We start from the raw sequence: 16317 nt of genomic DNA, 5'->3' as shown, positions 1-16317 counted from the left end.
GCGGTAGAGCCGCCAGAATGAGCAGCATCGCTGCTCGGTGAGCAGACCCGCCGTGACGCAGCCGACTCAGCCTCAAGGCAGGTCGGGCTCGGTGTCCTCTTCCTGATGAATGAGCTGAATGAGGTTGCCCACTGTGTCGTCGAGGACGGCGGTGGTGACTGGTCCCATCGTCGTCGGCTCCTGCGTGAACGTGACACCGAGCTTTGACAGGCGATCATATTCGGCCTGGACATCCTCAACGGCGAACTGGTTGAGAGGGATTCCGTCGGCCTTCAGCGCAGAGGTGAAGTCGTTCGCGGCGGGGTGGCCCTTCGGCTCCAGGACGATCTCGACTCCGTCTGGAGCCTCGGGTGAGACCACGGTGAGCCAGCGGAAGTCGTCTCCGACCGGCACATCGACCTTCGGAATGAAGCCGAGCCTGTCCGTGTAGAACTTCATGGCCCGAGCCTGGTCGTCGACGAGAATGCTGATCCACTGTGCCTTCATGATGACTCCTCAGTTGTAGACGTGTCTTGGTTGGTCCTCGTCGTGAGTTCACCCAGAGTGGTTCACGCAGAGTGGCTCAAGTGCAGCGGAACCGTCGGGCAACCGCTACGCATTCACAATAGGCGGCTGATCGCCGATTGGTCTATCGGCAAGTCTGATCCCAAGCCAATCACCAGGTGATTCGCCGGAACTGTAACCCCTATTCCAAGAGTCGGGTTTTCCTCGCCGAGGTGGTGGGTCGTCTTCATAGTGGCACAAGTCCGTTTGCGAAAACATGGAGACATGACAAACACACAGCTTCCCGCGATCATCGCCGCCTCGAACGTGACCAAGCACTACAACCAGACCTACGCACTCGCCGGAGTCGATCTGGGCATCGGCCTCGGCGAATCCCTGGCCATTATGGGACCCTCCGGTTCCGGCAAGACGACCCTCCTGCACTGCCTGGCAGGCATCATCCGACCAGACGAGGGCAACATTCGCCTCCTGCCCACCGACCGCAGCGCCGCCGCAGAGATCACCTCGCTGAAGGAGAAGGGCCGCACCGCACTGCGCCGCGAGGTCTTCGGCTTCGTGTTCCAACAGGGCCTGCTCCTGCCCGAGCTCACCGCCTTGGACAATGTCGCGCTCGCCGCCATGCTCTCGGGGATGAAACGCTCCGATGCGACCGAGCATGCCCGCGCATGGCTGCAGCGCCTGGGACTGGCCGAACACCTGAACAAACGCATCGGACAGCTCTCCGGCGGTCAGGCACAGCGCGTGGCCATCGCCCGCGCTCAGGTCACCCAGCCCGTGGTCACCTTCGCCGACGAACCCACCGGTGCCCTTGACTCCTCCACCTCCACCGAGGTGCTCTCCGAACTTCTCGCCTCGACGACCGGCCGCGGATCCACCTTGGTCGTGGTCACCCACGATGAGTCAGTGGCCGCCCGGTGCTCTCGCATCGTCCGCCTCGCCGACGGCCGAATCGTCTCCGATTCTGCGAACCAGCCTGTGCAGAACCACCAGTACGTTCAGAACAACCGGTGATGCCGACCATGAATATCCTTCCCGTCGTACTGACCAAGAAATCCTTCACCTCGACGACCTCGAAGCTTGTCGCCATCGCATTCTTCGCATGCTCCACGCTCTTCCTCACGGTCGCCGGTGGTGCCTGGGCCTTCAACGACCGACCCGATGTCTCCGGATACGCCGAGGTGGCCGGGCTCTATCGCATGCTCGCGACCTTGGCCACGGTCTTCCTCATCGTTCCCGCGATCAGCTTGGGTGTCGCCTCGGCGAAGCTCAGTGCCCGGCGTCAGGATGAACGTCTGTCCACCCTCTCGCTGCTGGGCGCGAAGCCCGGCACCGTCCGCCTCCTCGCAGTTGCCGAACCCTTCATTCCCGCCTCGGCCGGGATCATTGCGGGCATCGCCGGTTACTTCCTGTTGGCCTTCCCGCTCAGCCTCCTCGTCTTCAACGGCCAGGCGCTCGGGTACTCTGCGCTGATGATGCCCCTGTGGCTGCTCGCCGCAGTCGTCATCGGACTGCTCTTCGTCTGCCTGCTCTCGGCGCTGCTCGGCCTGCGCAAGATCACGGTCTCACCACTGGGCGTGCGCACCCGGTCCTTGGTGCGGAAGTTCCCCGTGGCCCGTATCATCGCCGTGGTCGTGCTCGTGGTCGGAATGATCGGTGCGCTCGTCTTCTCACTGGACCGCAACCAACCGACGATGGTCTTCGTCGTTGCCAGCATCATCACGATCGGCATCGCCCTCCTGCTCATCAATGTCATCGGCGTCCTCGTCATGCGCATCCACGGCTGGTTCAGTCACAGGATGGCCCGCACACCCACGTCGATGATCGCGGCGTCGATGATCGCCGATGCCCCCGCACAGTACTGGCGTCGCGTGGCGGGTCTGTCGATGATCACCTTCATCGCGGTCGTCGGCGGTGCCGGAACGGCGATGATGCGGGCGAATCAGGGAGATCTCACAGCCGAGGACAAGGCCATCATGGGCCCCTACCAGTACATGGCCGATGACATCTTCACCGGACTCATCCTCACCCTGGCCATTGCCTTCGTCTTCATCGTCATCTCCGCGACGATCAACCAGGCAGCAGACATCCTCGACCGGGCATCGACCTACCGGGAACTGCACTCGGCGGGAATGACGCAGAAGATGATGCACCGAGTCACCGTCAACGCAGTCATGTCACCCATCGTCCTCGTCACCCTCGTGTCGCTGCTGCTGGGCGGAATCCTGGCCGGACTCATGGCATCGGCGAGCGACCTCGGCGATCCGCTGACCATCGGGGTCGTCGCATCTGTGCTCGTCGGCGGCGTGGTGATGGTGTGGCTTGGACTGCAGTTCACCCGTCCGCTCGTGCGCAGCGTCACCACCGTCAACGCCGCGGTCTGAGAAGGAGATCGACATGTCCACCGCGCTGCCGACAGCAACCCGCATCGTTCCCCTCGTCCTGGGGCGCAAGACACTGAGCTCATCGAGTTCGCTGCTGGTGATGAGTGCCTTCTTCGCCTGCGCCACTCTGTTCCTCACCGTCGCCGCCGGAGCATGGATGTTCTTCCAGGTCCCACCCAGCCCCGACCCGGACATGGCGGGTATGGACTTCATGTACAAGTTCCTCGCGAGCTTCGCGACCATTCTGCTCGTGATTCCCGCGAGCACCCTGGCGTCCGCCTCGGCGACCCTGTCCGCCAGGCGACAGGATGAGCGCCTTTCCACGATGTCGCTGCTCGGCGCCAGACGCTCGTCCATCGTCACTCTCGCAGTGGCCGAACCACTCGTGCCTGCGATCTGCGGAATCGTGCTCGGAGTCCTCGGTTACCTGGGTCTGGCCTGGCCGGTGAGCCTGATCCACTTCATGGGACATCCCATCGGGTACGAGAACATGCTCATGCCCGCGTGGCTGGTGGCGTCGGTGGTCGTCTTCCTCATCCTCGTGTGCATCGCCTCGGCCCTGCTGGGGCTGCGCAAGGTCGCGATCTCACCGTTGGGCGTGCGCACCAAGGCCCTGGAACGGAAGTTCCCCGTGGTGCAGGTGGTCATGGCAGCCGTGGTGATCCTGACCTTGCCGGTGGTCGTGATGCTGTCGAAGTCCGGCGGGTTGGGAATGGGGATCGTCCTCTCGGCAGGCATCGCCACCTTCGTTCTCGGTCTGCTCGTCGTCGACCTCCTTGGCGGACTCCTGATCAGGTGGTTTGCCCATCTGAGCGGGAACAGGGCACAGACTCCGGAACGACTCATCGCCGCGCGTCTAGTCTCCGACGAACCAAAGCGGTTCTGGCGCAGAGTCTCAGGCCTGGCGATGACCGCGTTCGTCGCTGCCGTGGGTGGAACGGGCATCTCGCTCATGCAACTCGGCCTCGATGCGGGTGACGAACCCGGGGCGCAGATGCAGGAAGCCGACAGGTTCCTGCTGCAGGACATCTTCACCGGAGTCATGCTCGTGATGGGCATATCGATCCTGCTCATCGCCGTATCGGCCCTGATCAACCAGGTTGCCGACATCTACGACCGAGCCGACACCTTCCAGGACCTCTATGCTGCGGGCATGGACCCGGAGACCATGCACAAGGCCATGGTGAGAGCAGTGCTGGGTCCGGTCATCTGGGTATCGCTGCTGGCCGGCGGGCTCGGTCTGGTCCTCGTGCTGCCCTTGGCTGGGGCCGCCCTCGTGCTCAAACCGATCACATTCCTCACAATTCTCGCGTCAGTGGTCCTCGGTATTCTCATCATCAGATCGGGACTGCAGCTGGCGAAGCCGATCCTCGTGACCGTGGCGACAGCTGGTCGTTCACGCGACTGAGGACATTCTGCGGCTTCTCGATCCAGGTACAGTTGGAGGGCGTTGAAAGCGGGTGTCCGCCGACGAGGTTCGAGGAAGAGGAAGACGATTGAGCAACAATCAGGGGTTTGACGGGATGAGGACCCCGCCGCAGGACGTCGAGGCGGAACAGAGCGTCCTCGGCGCGATGCTTCTGTCCAAGGATGCGATCGCCGACTGCGTCGAATCCATGACCGGCGACGACTTCTACAAACCTGCTCACGAGACTATCTACGAGGCCGTCCTCGACCTGTATTCGCGTGGTGAACCCGCGGACTCAGTGACAGTGGCGAACTACCTCACGAAGACCGGTGACCTCTCACGCGTCGGCGGTGCGGCGTACCTGCACACGCTCATCTCCTCCGTTCCGACGGCCGCGAACGCCGGCTACTACGCCGCGATCGTGCGCGAGCAGGCCGTGCTGCGCCGACTCGTCGAGGCCGGTACCCGCATCGTGCAGATGGGCTATGACGCCGAAGGCGACACCGATGAGGTCGTGAACTCGGCCCAGGCAGAGATCTACCAGGTCACCGAGCGTCACACCACTGAGGACTATGTGATCCTCTCCGACATTCTCAGCGATGTTGCCCAGGAGATCGAACGCAACGGCGACACCGATGGCCAGACCGCGGGCGTGCCGACCGGATTCACCGAATTCGATGCGTTGACCAACGGTTTCCACCCGGGCACGATGATCGTCATCGCGGCTCGACCCGGTGTCGGCAAGTCCACGCTGGCGTTGGACTTCATGCGCTCGGCCGCGATCCACCACGGCCAGGCCGCGGTCTTCTTCTCCTTGGAGATGGGCAAGAACGAGCTCGTCATGCGTCTGCTGTCCGCGGAGTCGGAGATTCCCCTGCAGAACCTTCGCCGTGGTGAGCTCTCCCCTCACGACTGGACGACTCTGGCCGCGACGGAATCGCGCATCAACGATGCTCCGCTGTTCGTCGACGATTCGCCGAACATGGCGCTGACCGAGATCCGTGCGAAGTGCCGTCGCCTGAAACAGCAGCATGATCTCAAGATGGTCTGCGTGGACTACCTGCAGCTGATGAGCTCCGGCAAGAAGGTCGAATCGCGTCAGCAGGAGGTCTCCGAGTTCTCCCGTTCGCTCAAGCTCTTGGCCAAGGAGCTCGAGATCCCGGTCATCGCGCTGTCGCAGCTCAACCGTGGCAGCGAGCAGAGGACGGACAAGCGGCCGATGATCTCGGATCTGCGTGAGTCCGGTTCGATCGAGCAGGACGCCGATATGGTGCTGCTCATCCACCGTGACGACATGTACGACAAGGAACACGAACGCGCCGGCGAAGCCGACATCATCGTCGCCAAGCACCGTGCGGGTCCGACCGCAGACATCTCCGTAGCCTTCCAAGGTGCGAAGTCCCGGTTCGTCAATATGCCGCAGTAGACTCTTCTGCACCAGCGGCTGCCGACTTGAGAGGGGCCGATGTCATGCGGAAACTGACCTTTGCGATGAACGTGAGCCTGGACGGCTACGTCGCCGCTCCTGGAGATGATCTTGGCTGGACCACGCCGAATGACGAGGTGTTCCAGTGGTGGTCCGATCGGGTGGGTGCGACTGCGCTGGCGCTGTACGGCCGGCGACTGTGGGAGGCGATGAGCTCTCACTGGCCGACGGCCGCCCAGCAGCCGGGGGTCACACCAGCAGAACACGAGTATGCGCGCAGGTGGCTGGACATGCCGAAGGTGGTGTTCTCTTCGACAATCAGTGCGGTCGACTGGAACGCGCGTCTGTTCTCCGGCGATGCCGTTGCTGAGATCACTCGGCTCAAGTCAGACGATGGTGGCCCCATGGACATCGTCGGCGCCACGCTCGCTTCCTCCGCCATGCGGGCCGGACTCATCGACGAATATATCCTCGTCACCTATCCGGTCCTGATCGGCGGCGGCACGCCCTTCTTCGCTGCACTCGACAACTGGGTGCATCTGAACCTGGTGGAGACTCAGTCGTTTCCAGGCGGAGTGAATCTGATGAGGTATGAGACCAGAGTGTGATCGCTCATACGTCGAACTCACTGACGAGGTTCGACCGGCTCTTTCCGCCTGGTTCTTTACATTCGTGCACAGAAGTTGTGGCCGTGAGGCTCATTTCGGAGTCCTCTCTGCCTAATATTGCAGATATGGACACAAAGCCCAACGACCTGCTGGTGCTGCTCACGGTTTCCCGATCGGCCAAGTTCACGACCGCGGCACAAACTTTGGGCTTGAACCACACGACTATTTCCCGGCGCATCGCTGCACTGGAGAAGGCCCTCGGCGGTCGAGTGCTGTCCCGTGCCTCCGGAGGCTGGGAGCTGACCGACCTTGGTCAGGAAGCCGTCCGAGTCGCGGAGCAGATCGAAGGCGCGGTGCATGGTCTCGGTGATCCCCGTCGCGGTCCCGATCCGATCACCGGAGTCGTTCGGATGACGGCCACCGACGGATTCAGCTCCTATGTCGCGGCCCCCGCGGTCGCTAAACTGCGGCGTCAGCATCCAGGCCTCAGCGTGGAGATCGTGACCGTGACACGACAGGCCCTGCAGCAGCGTTCGGGCCTGGATATCGAAGTGGTCGTCGGCGAACCCCAGGTCCACCGGGCCGAAGCGTTCAAACTCGGCGACTACGAACTGGGCATGTATGCATCCAGGGACTATCTGGCCGAACACGGTGCCCCGGCCACCGAAGATGAGCTGACCGAACATCGCCTCGTGTACTTCGTGGATTCGATGCTCCAGGTCGATGACCTTGATGCCCCGCGTCGCCTGGTCCCCACCATGAAGGACGGACTGTCGTCGACCAACGTGTTCGTCCACGTCGAGGCCACCCGTGCCAGTGCAGGCATTGGATTCCTGCCCTGCTTCATGGCCGATCTCCACGATGACCTCGTCAGGCTCTTCCCCGACACCCTGTCCGAACGGCTGCCCTATTGGATGGTGCTGCGCCCCGATTCGATGCGTCGCCCCGCCGTTGCCGCCGTCGTGCAGGCGCTCCGGGATCAGACTGTCGCCCGTGGTGAAGTGCTGCTGGGGAGGGGCGCTCGTCCAGGAGACGCTGGCTGAACTGCAGTTTCCGGTCACTTCGTATTCCAGCCTTCCGGTCAAGCGGAGTCGACATCGACCTCAACCGCTGCGGCGCCACGCAGGATCGCCACCTTCTCGGCCTCGGCTTCCACTACCTTCTTCGAACGGGCTGACAGCCGGTCGAATGATGTGACGGACATGTGCAGGTTCTTCCCCTTCTTGCGCGCTCGCCAGGTGCCTACGATTCGGCCGTCGACTAGGACTGTCCCCGGCTCACCGACGGTCTTGAACACGTCGCGATGGAACTGCTTGTCGATGATGGTCTCCCGATCGCGCCCCTGAATATAGGGGTCGCGCGGCGGGAGGAGCCGCACACCGGCTGGAGTGGGCGGTGACTGCAGGGCATCGAGATCCTCGGTCAGAACCCAGGCTCTGCGACCGTAGTCGACCTCGGTCATCTCGTTCTCGAGCAGGTCCCACCACGCCTCGCCTTCTCGCGCACGCACACCGAGCCACGAGGCGAAGTGTCCGCGCGTGGACGGCCCATAGGCATGCAGGTAGCGCCGGAGGAGCTCAGCCCGAGCGTCCTCCGGAGCCACGTCGGGAACGTCTGTGTCCAGCCATTCATCGAGCAGCACGAACGGTGCCTTTTCCCGTCCCGCGGAGCGAAGCAGATGACCTGCTGCAAGGTGAGGATGCGCAGACAGAAATGGACGACACCCTCTCCCAGAGGCTGTCCCTTGGCGTACGGCCCCTCACGCTCCCAGTCGGCACGCTTCTTCTTCGGCAATTCGCGAGCGATCAGCTCGGTCATCTCGGCTCCCAGGTCATTGACCGTGAGCCTGCGACCGGACAACACGGATCCGATCGTGTCACGGGTCCGGTCGACAACCTCGGCGAGGGACATCTCCAGCTTCTCGAGCGAGGCCTCGACACCGAGGATCAAGTGGCGGCGTCCATCCTCTGTGGGTGGGAGGACTCCAGTGGTGAAAACGGGAAGATCGCTTGTTGGAAAGAAGAAGGGTGCGCCGCGCATGGACCAGCTCTGCAACAGGCTCTTGTCCTTGGAGATCGCAGTGTTGACCGCTTCCCGAGCGACATCGGAGACGCGGGCATTGAGCGCGAGCAGAGCCGATCCGGGCGGACTGTTCTGAACCCCGCAGACTCCAGTGGCAGCGACCAGGGACCGCTTGTCCAGGCGCCGATTCAGGTTCTGCGCCTCAAGGCGGTACGCGATGACCTCGTCCCGGGTGACCTTCACGCTCATAGTTCCAGGCTATCGCGGCGGCTGCTCGGGCACATCGACGGAGTTTCTCAAGTTCAGAGGTCCATTGCGTAGACGAGGTGGATCGGCGACGAATGGGTGAGCGTGCGATCACGGTGCATGCCGATCTTCGCCGCTACGCGTTGGGAGGGTCGATTGTCGTGGTGGATGATCGCGACCAATCGGGACGCCAGCGCATGTGAACTGGCGAAATCACGGCAGGCGGTGGCCGCCTCGGCGGCGAATCCGAGATTCTGGGCAGAAGCCTTCACATGGAATCCGACCTCCAGGGCGGCAGCCTCGTTGACCTTCTGCCAGGTGAGACCGCAGTCTCCGATGAATTCGCCGTCGTGGGTTTCGATGACCCAGAGTCCGTGACCGTACTCGGCATAGTTGCGCTGATTCCAGTTGATCCACCCGGCCGCTTCCTCACGGTCCTTGGGGCGCGGGTAGTACTCCATGACCCGTGGATCGCCGAGGAGGTCCGCCATTTCGTCGAGATCATCCGGTGACATCTCACGGAATCTCAGGCGCGGCGTCGCGTTCGGTGGCATGGGCTTCAGGGTACTCCGCGTCAGCGCCACTAGGGTGGGTGTGAGCGAGGAAGGGAAGCGAATGAAGCGCACAATGCAGGTCAGTGACAGCATGATCATTGACGTCGATGCACTCACCTTGTGGGAACAGGTGGCGGATCCGACGCAGATGCCACGCTGGAGTCCCGAGAACACCGGTGCGCACACGCCTGCCGAATCCAGACCACTGCAGGTGGGCGAGGTCTTCGAAGGCAGCAACCGACGCAATCGGGCACGGTGGGTCACCGAATGCGTCGTCACCGCCTCGGAGCCGGGCCGCCGATTCGCCTTCGAAGTCCGCAAGATCGGTGCGAGTGCGCCGGCGATCAGCAGCGGAATCGCCACCTGGGTCTACGAACTCGAGGACCTCGGCGATCGCACACGGGTCACCGAAACGTGGAACGATGACCGCACGACCTGGCCGGACTGGGTCGCGACAGTCGTGGACCGAGTGCTCACCGGCGGTAGTTCCTTCGCCGACTTCCAGCGAATGAACATCCACAGGACGCTGACGTCGATGAAAGACGAGTTCGCGGATGTGGGGACGACAGGGTCGTCCTGAACTGTGAGCGCGTTTCCGAGGAAGAATGCAGAAAAATGAGAAACGCGAAAGGATGGCCAGTATGGAACTCAAGGATCTGGTCAAGGCACTCAACAACGGTCAAACAATCGCCAGCGACTCGCCCCTCCACGAGGTCATGCATCGCAGCAGCCAGGAAGCACTGCGCATCACAGCCGAGCTCAACGGTTCGTATCACGAACCCGACGAGGTCCGGCAGCTCTTGGCATCGCTGATCGGCAAGCCCGTGGACAAGACGGTCACCATGTTCCCGCCCTTCCACACCGACTTCGGGAAGAACACGACACTGGGTCGACGGGTCTTCATCAATTCCGGGTGCAGCTTTCAGGACCAGGGTGGCATCAGGATCGGAGACGACAGCCTCATCGGCCACAACGTCGTGCTGGCAACCCTTAACCACGACATCTCCCCGGACCGCCGCGGAGACATGCATCCTGGCCACATCATCATCGGCCGCAACGTGTGGATCGGTGCGAATGTGACCGTCCTGCCCGGAGTGACCATCGGCGACAACGCCGTGGTTGCGGCGGCCTCGGTCGTGACCAAGGACGTGCGCGCAGGAACCGTCGTGGTCGGGTCGCCGGCACGCGTGGTGCGCTCGGTCAACGACTGAGCAGTTCGCCCAGCCGTCGTCGGGCGCTGCCTCAGCTCCCCAACTGCGACAGTGCCGCAATCACCTGAGCCTTGGTGGCGATTTCAAGCGTCGGATCGATGACCGGGGCGAACTGGGGCGAATGGTTGGCGGGGATGTCAGAGTTCACGGTTCCCGCCTCGGCGGCCTTCTTGTACGCATCGGCATCGGCGCAGCCGATCATCCAGTAGGCGTAGGGAATCTCGAAGGCGTCGGGGATCTCGCTGAAGTCCTCCGAGGCGGTGGCGGGAGTCGCTGGCAGAACCACTCCGTCGTCGAAGTAGTCCTCAAACGCCTTGGTGACCGCATCGTTGGCGTCCTCATCATTGTCGGTGAGGGGGAACTGATCGTAGTACTCGAAGCTCGGTTCCTTCGGTGAGCCGGCGGCCTCGCATTCACCCTTGACGATGCGTTCGATCGAGGCGATGATCCGATCGCGAACCGTCATGTCGTAGGTGCGCAGGTTGAGCAGAAGTTCGGCCCGATCGGGAATGATGTTGGACTTCGAACCGGAGTTTGACGCACCGATCGTGACCACCGCGAACTCGCCGGGATCGGTCTCCCGAGACACGATGGTCTGCAGGCGCAGAACGATGGTGGCGGCGAGGACCACCGGGTCCACGGACAGATGCGGCATGGATCCGTGGGCACCGCGTCCGTGCACGGTGATCTTCACGGAATCACCGGCGGAGAGCACGGGCCCAGCCTTGGTGTTGACCGTTCCGGTGGGCATCGGCATGACGTGTTGGGCGTAGGCGATGTCGGGCTTGGGGATCTTCGATGTCAACCCATCATCGATCATCGCTTTGGCGCCGGCCGCATTCTCTTCCGAGGGCTGGAACAGTGCGATGTACGTGCCTGACCAGGCGTTGAGGTTCTCATTCAGCAGTCGGACCGCGCCCAACAGGGAGGTGATGTGAATGTCGTGGCCGCAGGCGTGCATGACACCGTCGATCGTGGAGGAGTAGTCGAGACCGGTGTCCTCGGAAACGGGGAGGGCGTCGATGTCGGCCCGCGCCAGAACGGTCGGTCCCTTGCCGTTCTCAATGACGGCGACAAGGCCGGTGGCCGAGATGCGCTCAGCGCTGAGTCCCATGTCTTTGAGTTCTGATTCGATCCGGTCCGAGGTCTTGTGCTCCTCGAGGCCGAGTTCGGGCTCCCGGTGGAAGTCTTTGTAGAGGTCGCGCTGCCAATCCAGCTGGGAGTCGATGGTGTCCAGGAAACCGGTATTCGTCATCACTTCTCCTCGTCAGAGAGTGTGGGTCGGGGATGACCCGTTCTCAGTTTTCCACGTTTGCAGGGGAGCCGAGGAGCCCGAGGGCGTGCAGGTCGTTGCGAAGCTGCTGGGCACCGGTGAAGAGCAGGCCGACGAATCCGAGCTGGTTTGCGGCATCGATGTTCGCCTGCAGGTCATCGACGAAGACAGTCTGCTCGGGTACGAGGTCGAAGCGTCGGCTGAGGAGGTGGAAGATCTCAGCGTCGGGTTTGATCAGCTTCTCTCTCCCAGAGACCACGATGTCTTCGAGCTCGTTGATAGCCGGTGCGACCTTCGGGGCATGGTGAAAGGTTTCGGCCGACCAGTTCGAGAGACCCAGCAACCTGATCTCCGAGGCCTTGAGCTCGGCGACGACCTCGGCCATTCCCTGAATCGGACCGGTCAGGGACCGATCGAAGCGGTCATAGTAGGCGGCGACGATCTCACCGTGCCGTGGATCTGATTCGGCCGCCCGTGCGACCACCTCTGTGATCGGAACCCCGCGATCGGCCAGCGTATTCAGCGTGCCGAAGTCAGCCTCGGCGGCAAAAGCATTCCACTCGTCGCGGGTCAGCTCATCGGCCAGAGGGCCAGTCTGATCCCAGCCTATGAGCACGTTGCCCAGGTCGAAGACGACGGTGGTGGGGTGCAGGTCGGTCGGCTGAGACATCGTGGAATCACCTATTCTGTGTGGGGACCTCAGGAGTTCCAACGCTACTCTCGGACAATCGCGCCTGCATCTGCTGAAGATGCTCGACGAGGGCTCGCCGAGCATCGTGTGGTTTCAGTTCTGTGGGCTGCCACACCAGATGGGATGCCAGACCGTCGATGACGGCGTGAAGCAGAATCACCTCGGTCTCGATGCGCTCGGGCCGGTCCTTGGCCTCCGCTCCAACCGCTTGGTCGATGATGATGCGGCAGGTCGTGCGCACTCGCCTCCAAGCGTCCTGCTTCGTCTCCTGCAGGTTCGGATCGGCACCCGAGGCGGAGAAGAGAGCGAGGTAGACCTCCATCTCGAGGCGTCGATCCTCGTCCAGAGGAAGCAGCTCTTCCGCGATGGCCTCGGCCGACTCCAGCGGACTCGGTGCACGCGGAAGTCTCCGTACGCGCTCGCCGGCCCGGTCGATGACCAGTTTCATGGCGAAGGCGAGGAGCTGGGACTGGCTTGCGAAGACGTGCCGGAGCGAACCGACGGACAGCCCGGCTTCTGCGGCGACCGAGCGCACAGATGCTCCGGCGACCCCGTCTCGAACGATGACCCGCCATGCTGCTGCGGCGATCTCCTCGCGCCGACTCTCATGATCGATGAGCTTGGGCACAAGAGATCCTTTCCGGTGGCAGGACAGCTGTATCACCGTAGCAACCGGAAGGGCTGCATGCATGGAGGTGAGTCGGCGGCGTCACAGCTGGTGAGTCATAGATTTTTAAGGCCCGAAGTACCGGCGCACGGAGGAAGGTATCCAGAGCAGGCCGATCATGAGGACGTGGAGAATATCCGTGGGGATCACGGCCCACAGGAACATTGCTCCCTGGGTGGCCGAGTAGAGGCTGAAATAGGTGGCGACAATCAGATAGACCGTCAACGTGATGCGAGCCCAATTGCGCCCGCGCAGGACTTTGGGAACTAACCAGAGCAGCAGGGCGACGTCGACGAGGTGGAGCACCACTGCGTAGACGATGGTCGCGACGAGGACCCAGTCCTTCCACTCGGGATCCAGACTGCCTCCGGTATCCTCCTCGATTGCAGCTCTGAGGCCAGCCTGATCGATCATCATGACGATGGGCAGGGCGATGAGCAGGATGATGCTGGCGACGACTCCGACCACCAGCCAGCGAAGCGCCAGCGGTGCAGGTGGCGGGTGTTGAGCTTGGGTATTGTGCTTGTTTTGGTAGTACGACTGTGATTCCATAATTGAAACCGTAGTTGCCAAGCGAGCTGTCGACAATGGCTCGGCGAACCTCAGCTCATTGCCCGCAAGAGGTTCATCATTCAGTGTTTCCGCATGACAATTTTTGAATTGCAATCTGCATGACATATCGTTGAGTACTCAATGAGTTGACAATGAAAGGTTGTGCTTCATGTTGGAGCTGTGTATGCGACTCGTTCGGGCGGACACCGAAATCCGGAGGAAGCTGGAGGTTCAGGGACTGACGCTGAACGATATGAGCGTGCTGCAGAGTCTGTGCGCTGCCCCGGATCGACGATTGCGTCGCGTCGAATTGGCTGATCGCCTGGGAATCACCCCGTCGGGGATTGCCCGCCTGGTCGCACCGCTTGAAAAACTTGGATACCTGGCGCGGGACTCCGATCCGCACGACGCGAGGATTTCACTCGTGTGCGTGACCGATGTCGGTGCCGAGCTCTACCAGGATGCCGTCAAGGTCGCCGAGGAGAAGGCCACCACCCTTCTGGGCGACGTCTTCGACGCCGCAGAACAGGAACAGCTGACCGAATTGCTGGGGCGCTTGGCTCCGTCTTTCGCGCGGCGACCCGTTGCGGCAGAGGACTGATGTCCGCGGACGCTCCTGCTCGGAACTGTCGCTGGATCCTCGCGGCATGACCGCAGGGTGTCAGCACTGCAGGATGTCAGCGTTGCTGAATCTCAGCCCCGGAACGCCGAAAAGCGTGTGGTCGTGCTCGGAGCAAGTGAGAACACAAGCTCCAAACGCGAACACACGCTTTTGGTAAAACTGAGGGTAACTTCGCTCCCGCGAGGTGATCGTTGCTGACGAATCAACAGCGCTCAGGCCGGGACCGGAGAGTTACGGGTTTTCTCAGAGGGGACGAACGCTGGTGGCCTGGAGGCCCTTGGAACCCATTTCCGAGTCGAACTCAACGTTCTGACCTTCGGTGAGCTCACGGTAGCCGGTCGATTCGATCGCGGAGAAGTGAGTGAAGACGTCTGCTGAACCATCGTCAGGCTGGATGAATCCGAAACCTTTTTCCGAGTTGAACCATTTCACGGTACCTGTAGCCATAATCTTTGTATCCTTATTTTAAACTGGTGATCGCCGAAGCGATCTGGATGGTCGGACCCTTTTGCGGGCCCGGCTGTTCACACTCTCAGAGACCTGATCTGATCGACAGAGTCGACAAGCTGATCGTCTGAGTGTGTGATTTCTCGTTGGATGGTCTGCGCATTGAACGCAGGTCCGACGAAAAACTGTGGTGAAACCGACGTTCCGGAATTCGTGCTGATGTGAAGAATCCTTGTCTCAGGCGAAAGCGGGAAAGCTCGGTATCGGTAATGCACTCGAAGGTGCGGGATGGAAGCCGTAGAACGGCTGGACTGAAAAGTATAAAAAATCTTATGAGGCGCGGACGGTAGACACGCGCCAACTGGCAACCGCACGGTGCCAAGCGAATCTACCTACGCTCGCGACACCATGTGCTCCGCACTGTTTCGTACGGGAACAATTTAACTCTAACAGAGTGTTTCGGGCATCGGTGCCAGAAAGTTCGGAGAAATTATAATTAGGATTGTATGCAATCCGTCGTCCACTTCGAATTGACGTTCTATGCAGCACCGCGAAACCGGCCCTTCCTCCGAAATCGGCCCACGCCGTCAGCGCCGCCTGGCCATGAAATACCGTCGCCGCCGCACCGTCGTCGCCATCCTCGCGGTCCTCGTCATCGCGGTACCGGTCACGGTCGTCACCCTTGTGAACGGCTTGAAGTCGAACATCACCTCCTCTCCTCTGCGAGCGGGAGGCGGCGAGGTGCCCGAGAAGATCACAGACGAACTCAACGTCCTCATCCTCGGCTCAGATACCCGGGAACTGGATGCCGATGACTACGGCTCAGGCGACGGTGCCCGCAGCGACGCGATGATCCTGGCCCACATCTCCGATGACTCTTCACGCATCGACGCCATTCAGATTCCCCGCGACACGATGATGGACATGCCTGCCTGTCAGGACACCGGCTCGGGGGCTTCGGAACCTCGGCGCGCCATGATCAATTCGGCGCTCAACCAGGGCCCGGCGTGCTCGGTCTCCGCGGCCGAAGAGCTCACGGGAGTCCGCGTCGATCACTTCATCGAAGTCAATTTCGACGGCTTCGCCACCATCGTCGACGCACTGGACGGAATCGTCGTCGATCTCGACGAACCCCTGTACGACGATAAGGCGAATCTCGATCTCCCAGCCGGAGAGCAGACGCTGCGCGGCACCGATGCCCTGGCGCTCGCGCGGACCCGGCACGCCGTCGGCGACGGCAGCGACATCTCCCGCATGGGCAACCAGCAGATGGTCATGGACTCGATCATCGACAGAGCCAAGAGCTCTCACACCCTGTCGCGGCCCGACCGGCTGTACAACTTCCTTGACGCGGTCACCTCGTCTCTGCGCGTCGATAATGACCTTGACTCGGTCTCGGCGCTTGGATCGCTGGCCTCGACAGTGTCATCGGTGCCCAAAGACTCGATCAGCTTCAACATCATGCCGTGGCAGCCGGCACCTGGCAATCAGAACCGAGTCGTCAAGTCTCCGGCAGCCGACGCCGTCTTCTCTGCCATCACGGCAGATGAGCCGATCGGCGACCTCGTCGACTGAACTGCACACGGTCGACTGAGCTACAGACGATCGACCGAACTGCGGACGATCGGCGCTGACCGGAGAGGCTGAGCGGCTGTCCGAACAGGAGTCCAGACTGCGAATGCGTCCAGACAGTATTCATAGTCGG

At 62.0% G+C, this 16317-nt stretch carries 18 protein-coding genes and 1 pseudogene; 10 read left to right on the top strand and 9 right to left on the bottom strand.

Going from position 1 to position 16317, the window contains the following annotated elements:
• Window positions 1-72: 72 nt before the first annotated feature.
• On the bottom strand, window positions 73-486 hold the full coding sequence (locus tag CXR25_RS18400; RefSeq protein ID WP_125240867.1) for a VOC family protein: 414 nt from the start codon (window positions 484-486) through the stop codon (window positions 73-75).
• Window positions 487-768: 282 nt separating this feature from the next.
• On the opposite strand from CXR25_RS18400, the gene CXR25_RS18395 reads away from it, so the two are divergent.
• The 6 genes from CXR25_RS18395 (at window position 769) to CXR25_RS18370 (ending at window position 7370) form a co-directional block, all read left to right on the top strand.
• Window positions 769-1515 (top strand): ABC transporter ATP-binding protein, encoded by a 747-nt coding sequence (locus tag CXR25_RS18395; RefSeq protein WP_125240866.1) that lies wholly within the window; start codon window positions 769-771, stop codon window positions 1513-1515.
• Entirely contained in the window at window positions 1515-2885 is a 1371-nt protein-coding gene (locus tag CXR25_RS18390; protein ID WP_125240865.1) for an FtsX-like permease family protein, read from the top strand. The genes CXR25_RS18395 and CXR25_RS18390 overlap by 1 nt, the downstream gene beginning before the upstream one ends.
• 13 nt (window positions 2886-2898) lie before the next feature.
• The gene (locus CXR25_RS18385) at window positions 2899-4293 is read left to right on the top strand and encodes an FtsX-like permease family protein (RefSeq protein ID WP_009882783.1); all 1395 of its coding nucleotides are present in this window, start codon (window positions 2899-2901) and stop codon (window positions 4291-4293) included.
• Window positions 4294-4408: 115 nt separating this feature from the next.
• Window positions 4409-5719, top strand: a complete 1311-nt coding sequence (gene dnaB / locus CXR25_RS18380) for a replicative DNA helicase (RefSeq protein ID WP_050773361.1) — start codon at window positions 4409-4411, stop codon at window positions 5717-5719.
• A gap of 44 nt (window positions 5720-5763) precedes the next feature.
• Window positions 5764-6327, top strand: coding sequence for a dihydrofolate reductase family protein (locus tag CXR25_RS18375; protein WP_009882789.1), 564 nt, complete (start codon window positions 5764-5766; stop codon window positions 6325-6327).
• A gap of 125 nt (window positions 6328-6452) precedes the next feature.
• Window positions 6453-7370: a LysR family transcriptional regulator gene (locus tag CXR25_RS18370; protein ID WP_125240864.1), complete on the top strand. Its 918-nt coding sequence runs from the start codon at window positions 6453-6455 to the stop codon at window positions 7368-7370.
• A 38-nt stretch (window positions 7371-7408) separates the two neighbouring features.
• Here the strand turns inward: CXR25_RS18370 and CXR25_RS19180 are convergent, their stop codons facing one another.
• From CXR25_RS19180 to CXR25_RS18360, 3 genes and pseudogenes are all read right to left on the bottom strand, one after another.
• Window positions 7409-7969, bottom strand: coding sequence for a DNA glycosylase AlkZ-like family protein (locus tag CXR25_RS19180; protein ID WP_276330397.1), 561 nt, complete (start codon window positions 7967-7969; stop codon window positions 7409-7411).
• 107 nt (window positions 7970-8076) lie between these two features.
• A pseudogene (locus CXR25_RS19175) lies at window positions 8077-8598 on the bottom strand (DNA glycosylase AlkZ-like family protein); the annotation flags it as partial.
• A gap of 53 nt (window positions 8599-8651) precedes the next feature.
• A complete protein-coding gene (locus tag CXR25_RS18360) occupies window positions 8652-9149 on the bottom strand; it encodes a GNAT family N-acetyltransferase (protein WP_069601182.1) in 498 nt (165 codons plus the stop codon).
• 61 nt (window positions 9150-9210) lie between these two features.
• Between CXR25_RS18360 and CXR25_RS18355 the strand changes: the two genes are divergently transcribed.
• The gene (locus CXR25_RS18355) at window positions 9211-9729 is read left to right on the top strand and encodes an SRPBCC family protein (RefSeq protein ID WP_125240863.1); all 519 of its coding nucleotides are present in this window, start codon (window positions 9211-9213) and stop codon (window positions 9727-9729) included.
• Window positions 9730-9790: 61 nt separating this feature from the next.
• On the top strand, window positions 9791-10360 hold the full coding sequence (locus tag CXR25_RS18350; protein WP_069601180.1) for a DapH/DapD/GlmU-related protein: 570 nt from the start codon (window positions 9791-9793) through the stop codon (window positions 10358-10360).
• A 31-nt stretch (window positions 10361-10391) separates the two neighbouring features.
• Here the strand turns inward: CXR25_RS18350 and CXR25_RS18345 are convergent, their stop codons facing one another.
• From CXR25_RS18345 to CXR25_RS18330, 4 genes are all read right to left on the bottom strand, one after another.
• Entirely contained in the window at window positions 10392-11615 is a 1224-nt protein-coding gene (locus CXR25_RS18345; protein WP_096146158.1) for an amidohydrolase, read from the bottom strand.
• A 43-nt stretch (window positions 11616-11658) separates the two neighbouring features.
• Window positions 11659-12303 carry an HAD family hydrolase gene (locus CXR25_RS18340; RefSeq protein WP_096179143.1) on the bottom strand — a complete coding sequence of 215 codons (645 nt, stop codon included), beginning with the start codon at window positions 12301-12303 and terminating at the stop codon, window positions 11659-11661.
• Between the two features lie 7 nt (window positions 12304-12310).
• Window positions 12311-12952: a TetR/AcrR family transcriptional regulator gene (locus tag CXR25_RS18335; RefSeq protein ID WP_069601177.1), complete on the bottom strand. Its 642-nt coding sequence runs from the start codon at window positions 12950-12952 to the stop codon at window positions 12311-12313.
• Window positions 12953-13057: 105 nt separating this feature from the next.
• Window positions 13058-13543, bottom strand: coding sequence for a hypothetical protein (locus tag CXR25_RS18330; RefSeq protein ID WP_096146156.1), 486 nt, complete (start codon window positions 13541-13543; stop codon window positions 13058-13060).
• Between the two features lie 169 nt (window positions 13544-13712).
• Here CXR25_RS18330 and CXR25_RS18325 point away from each other — a divergent pair, with 169 nt between their 5' ends.
• Window positions 13713-14144 carry a MarR family winged helix-turn-helix transcriptional regulator gene (locus CXR25_RS18325; RefSeq protein ID WP_069601175.1) on the top strand — a complete coding sequence of 144 codons (432 nt, stop codon included), beginning with the start codon at window positions 13713-13715 and terminating at the stop codon, window positions 14142-14144.
• Window positions 14145-14408: 264 nt separating this feature from the next.
• On the opposite strand, the gene CXR25_RS18320 is transcribed toward CXR25_RS18325, so the two are convergent.
• Window positions 14409-14612 carry a cold-shock protein gene (locus CXR25_RS18320; protein ID WP_069601174.1) on the bottom strand — a complete coding sequence of 68 codons (204 nt, stop codon included), beginning with the start codon at window positions 14610-14612 and terminating at the stop codon, window positions 14409-14411.
• Window positions 14613-15152: 540 nt separating this feature from the next.
• Between CXR25_RS18320 and CXR25_RS18315 the strand changes: the two genes are divergently transcribed.
• Complete coding sequence (locus CXR25_RS18315) at window positions 15153-16187, top strand: LCP family protein (RefSeq protein WP_101557589.1); 1035 nt, start codon at window positions 15153-15155, stop codon at window positions 16185-16187.
• The last annotated feature ends 130 nt before the right edge of the window (window positions 16188-16317 follow it).

Source organism: Brevibacterium aurantiacum (assembly GCF_003932995.1).
GTDB lineage: Bacteria > Actinomycetota > Actinomycetes > Actinomycetales > Brevibacteriaceae > Brevibacterium > Brevibacterium aurantiacum.
Note: the sequence above shows the minus strand (reverse complement) of the source record. Positions and strands in the feature narration are given on the sequence as shown.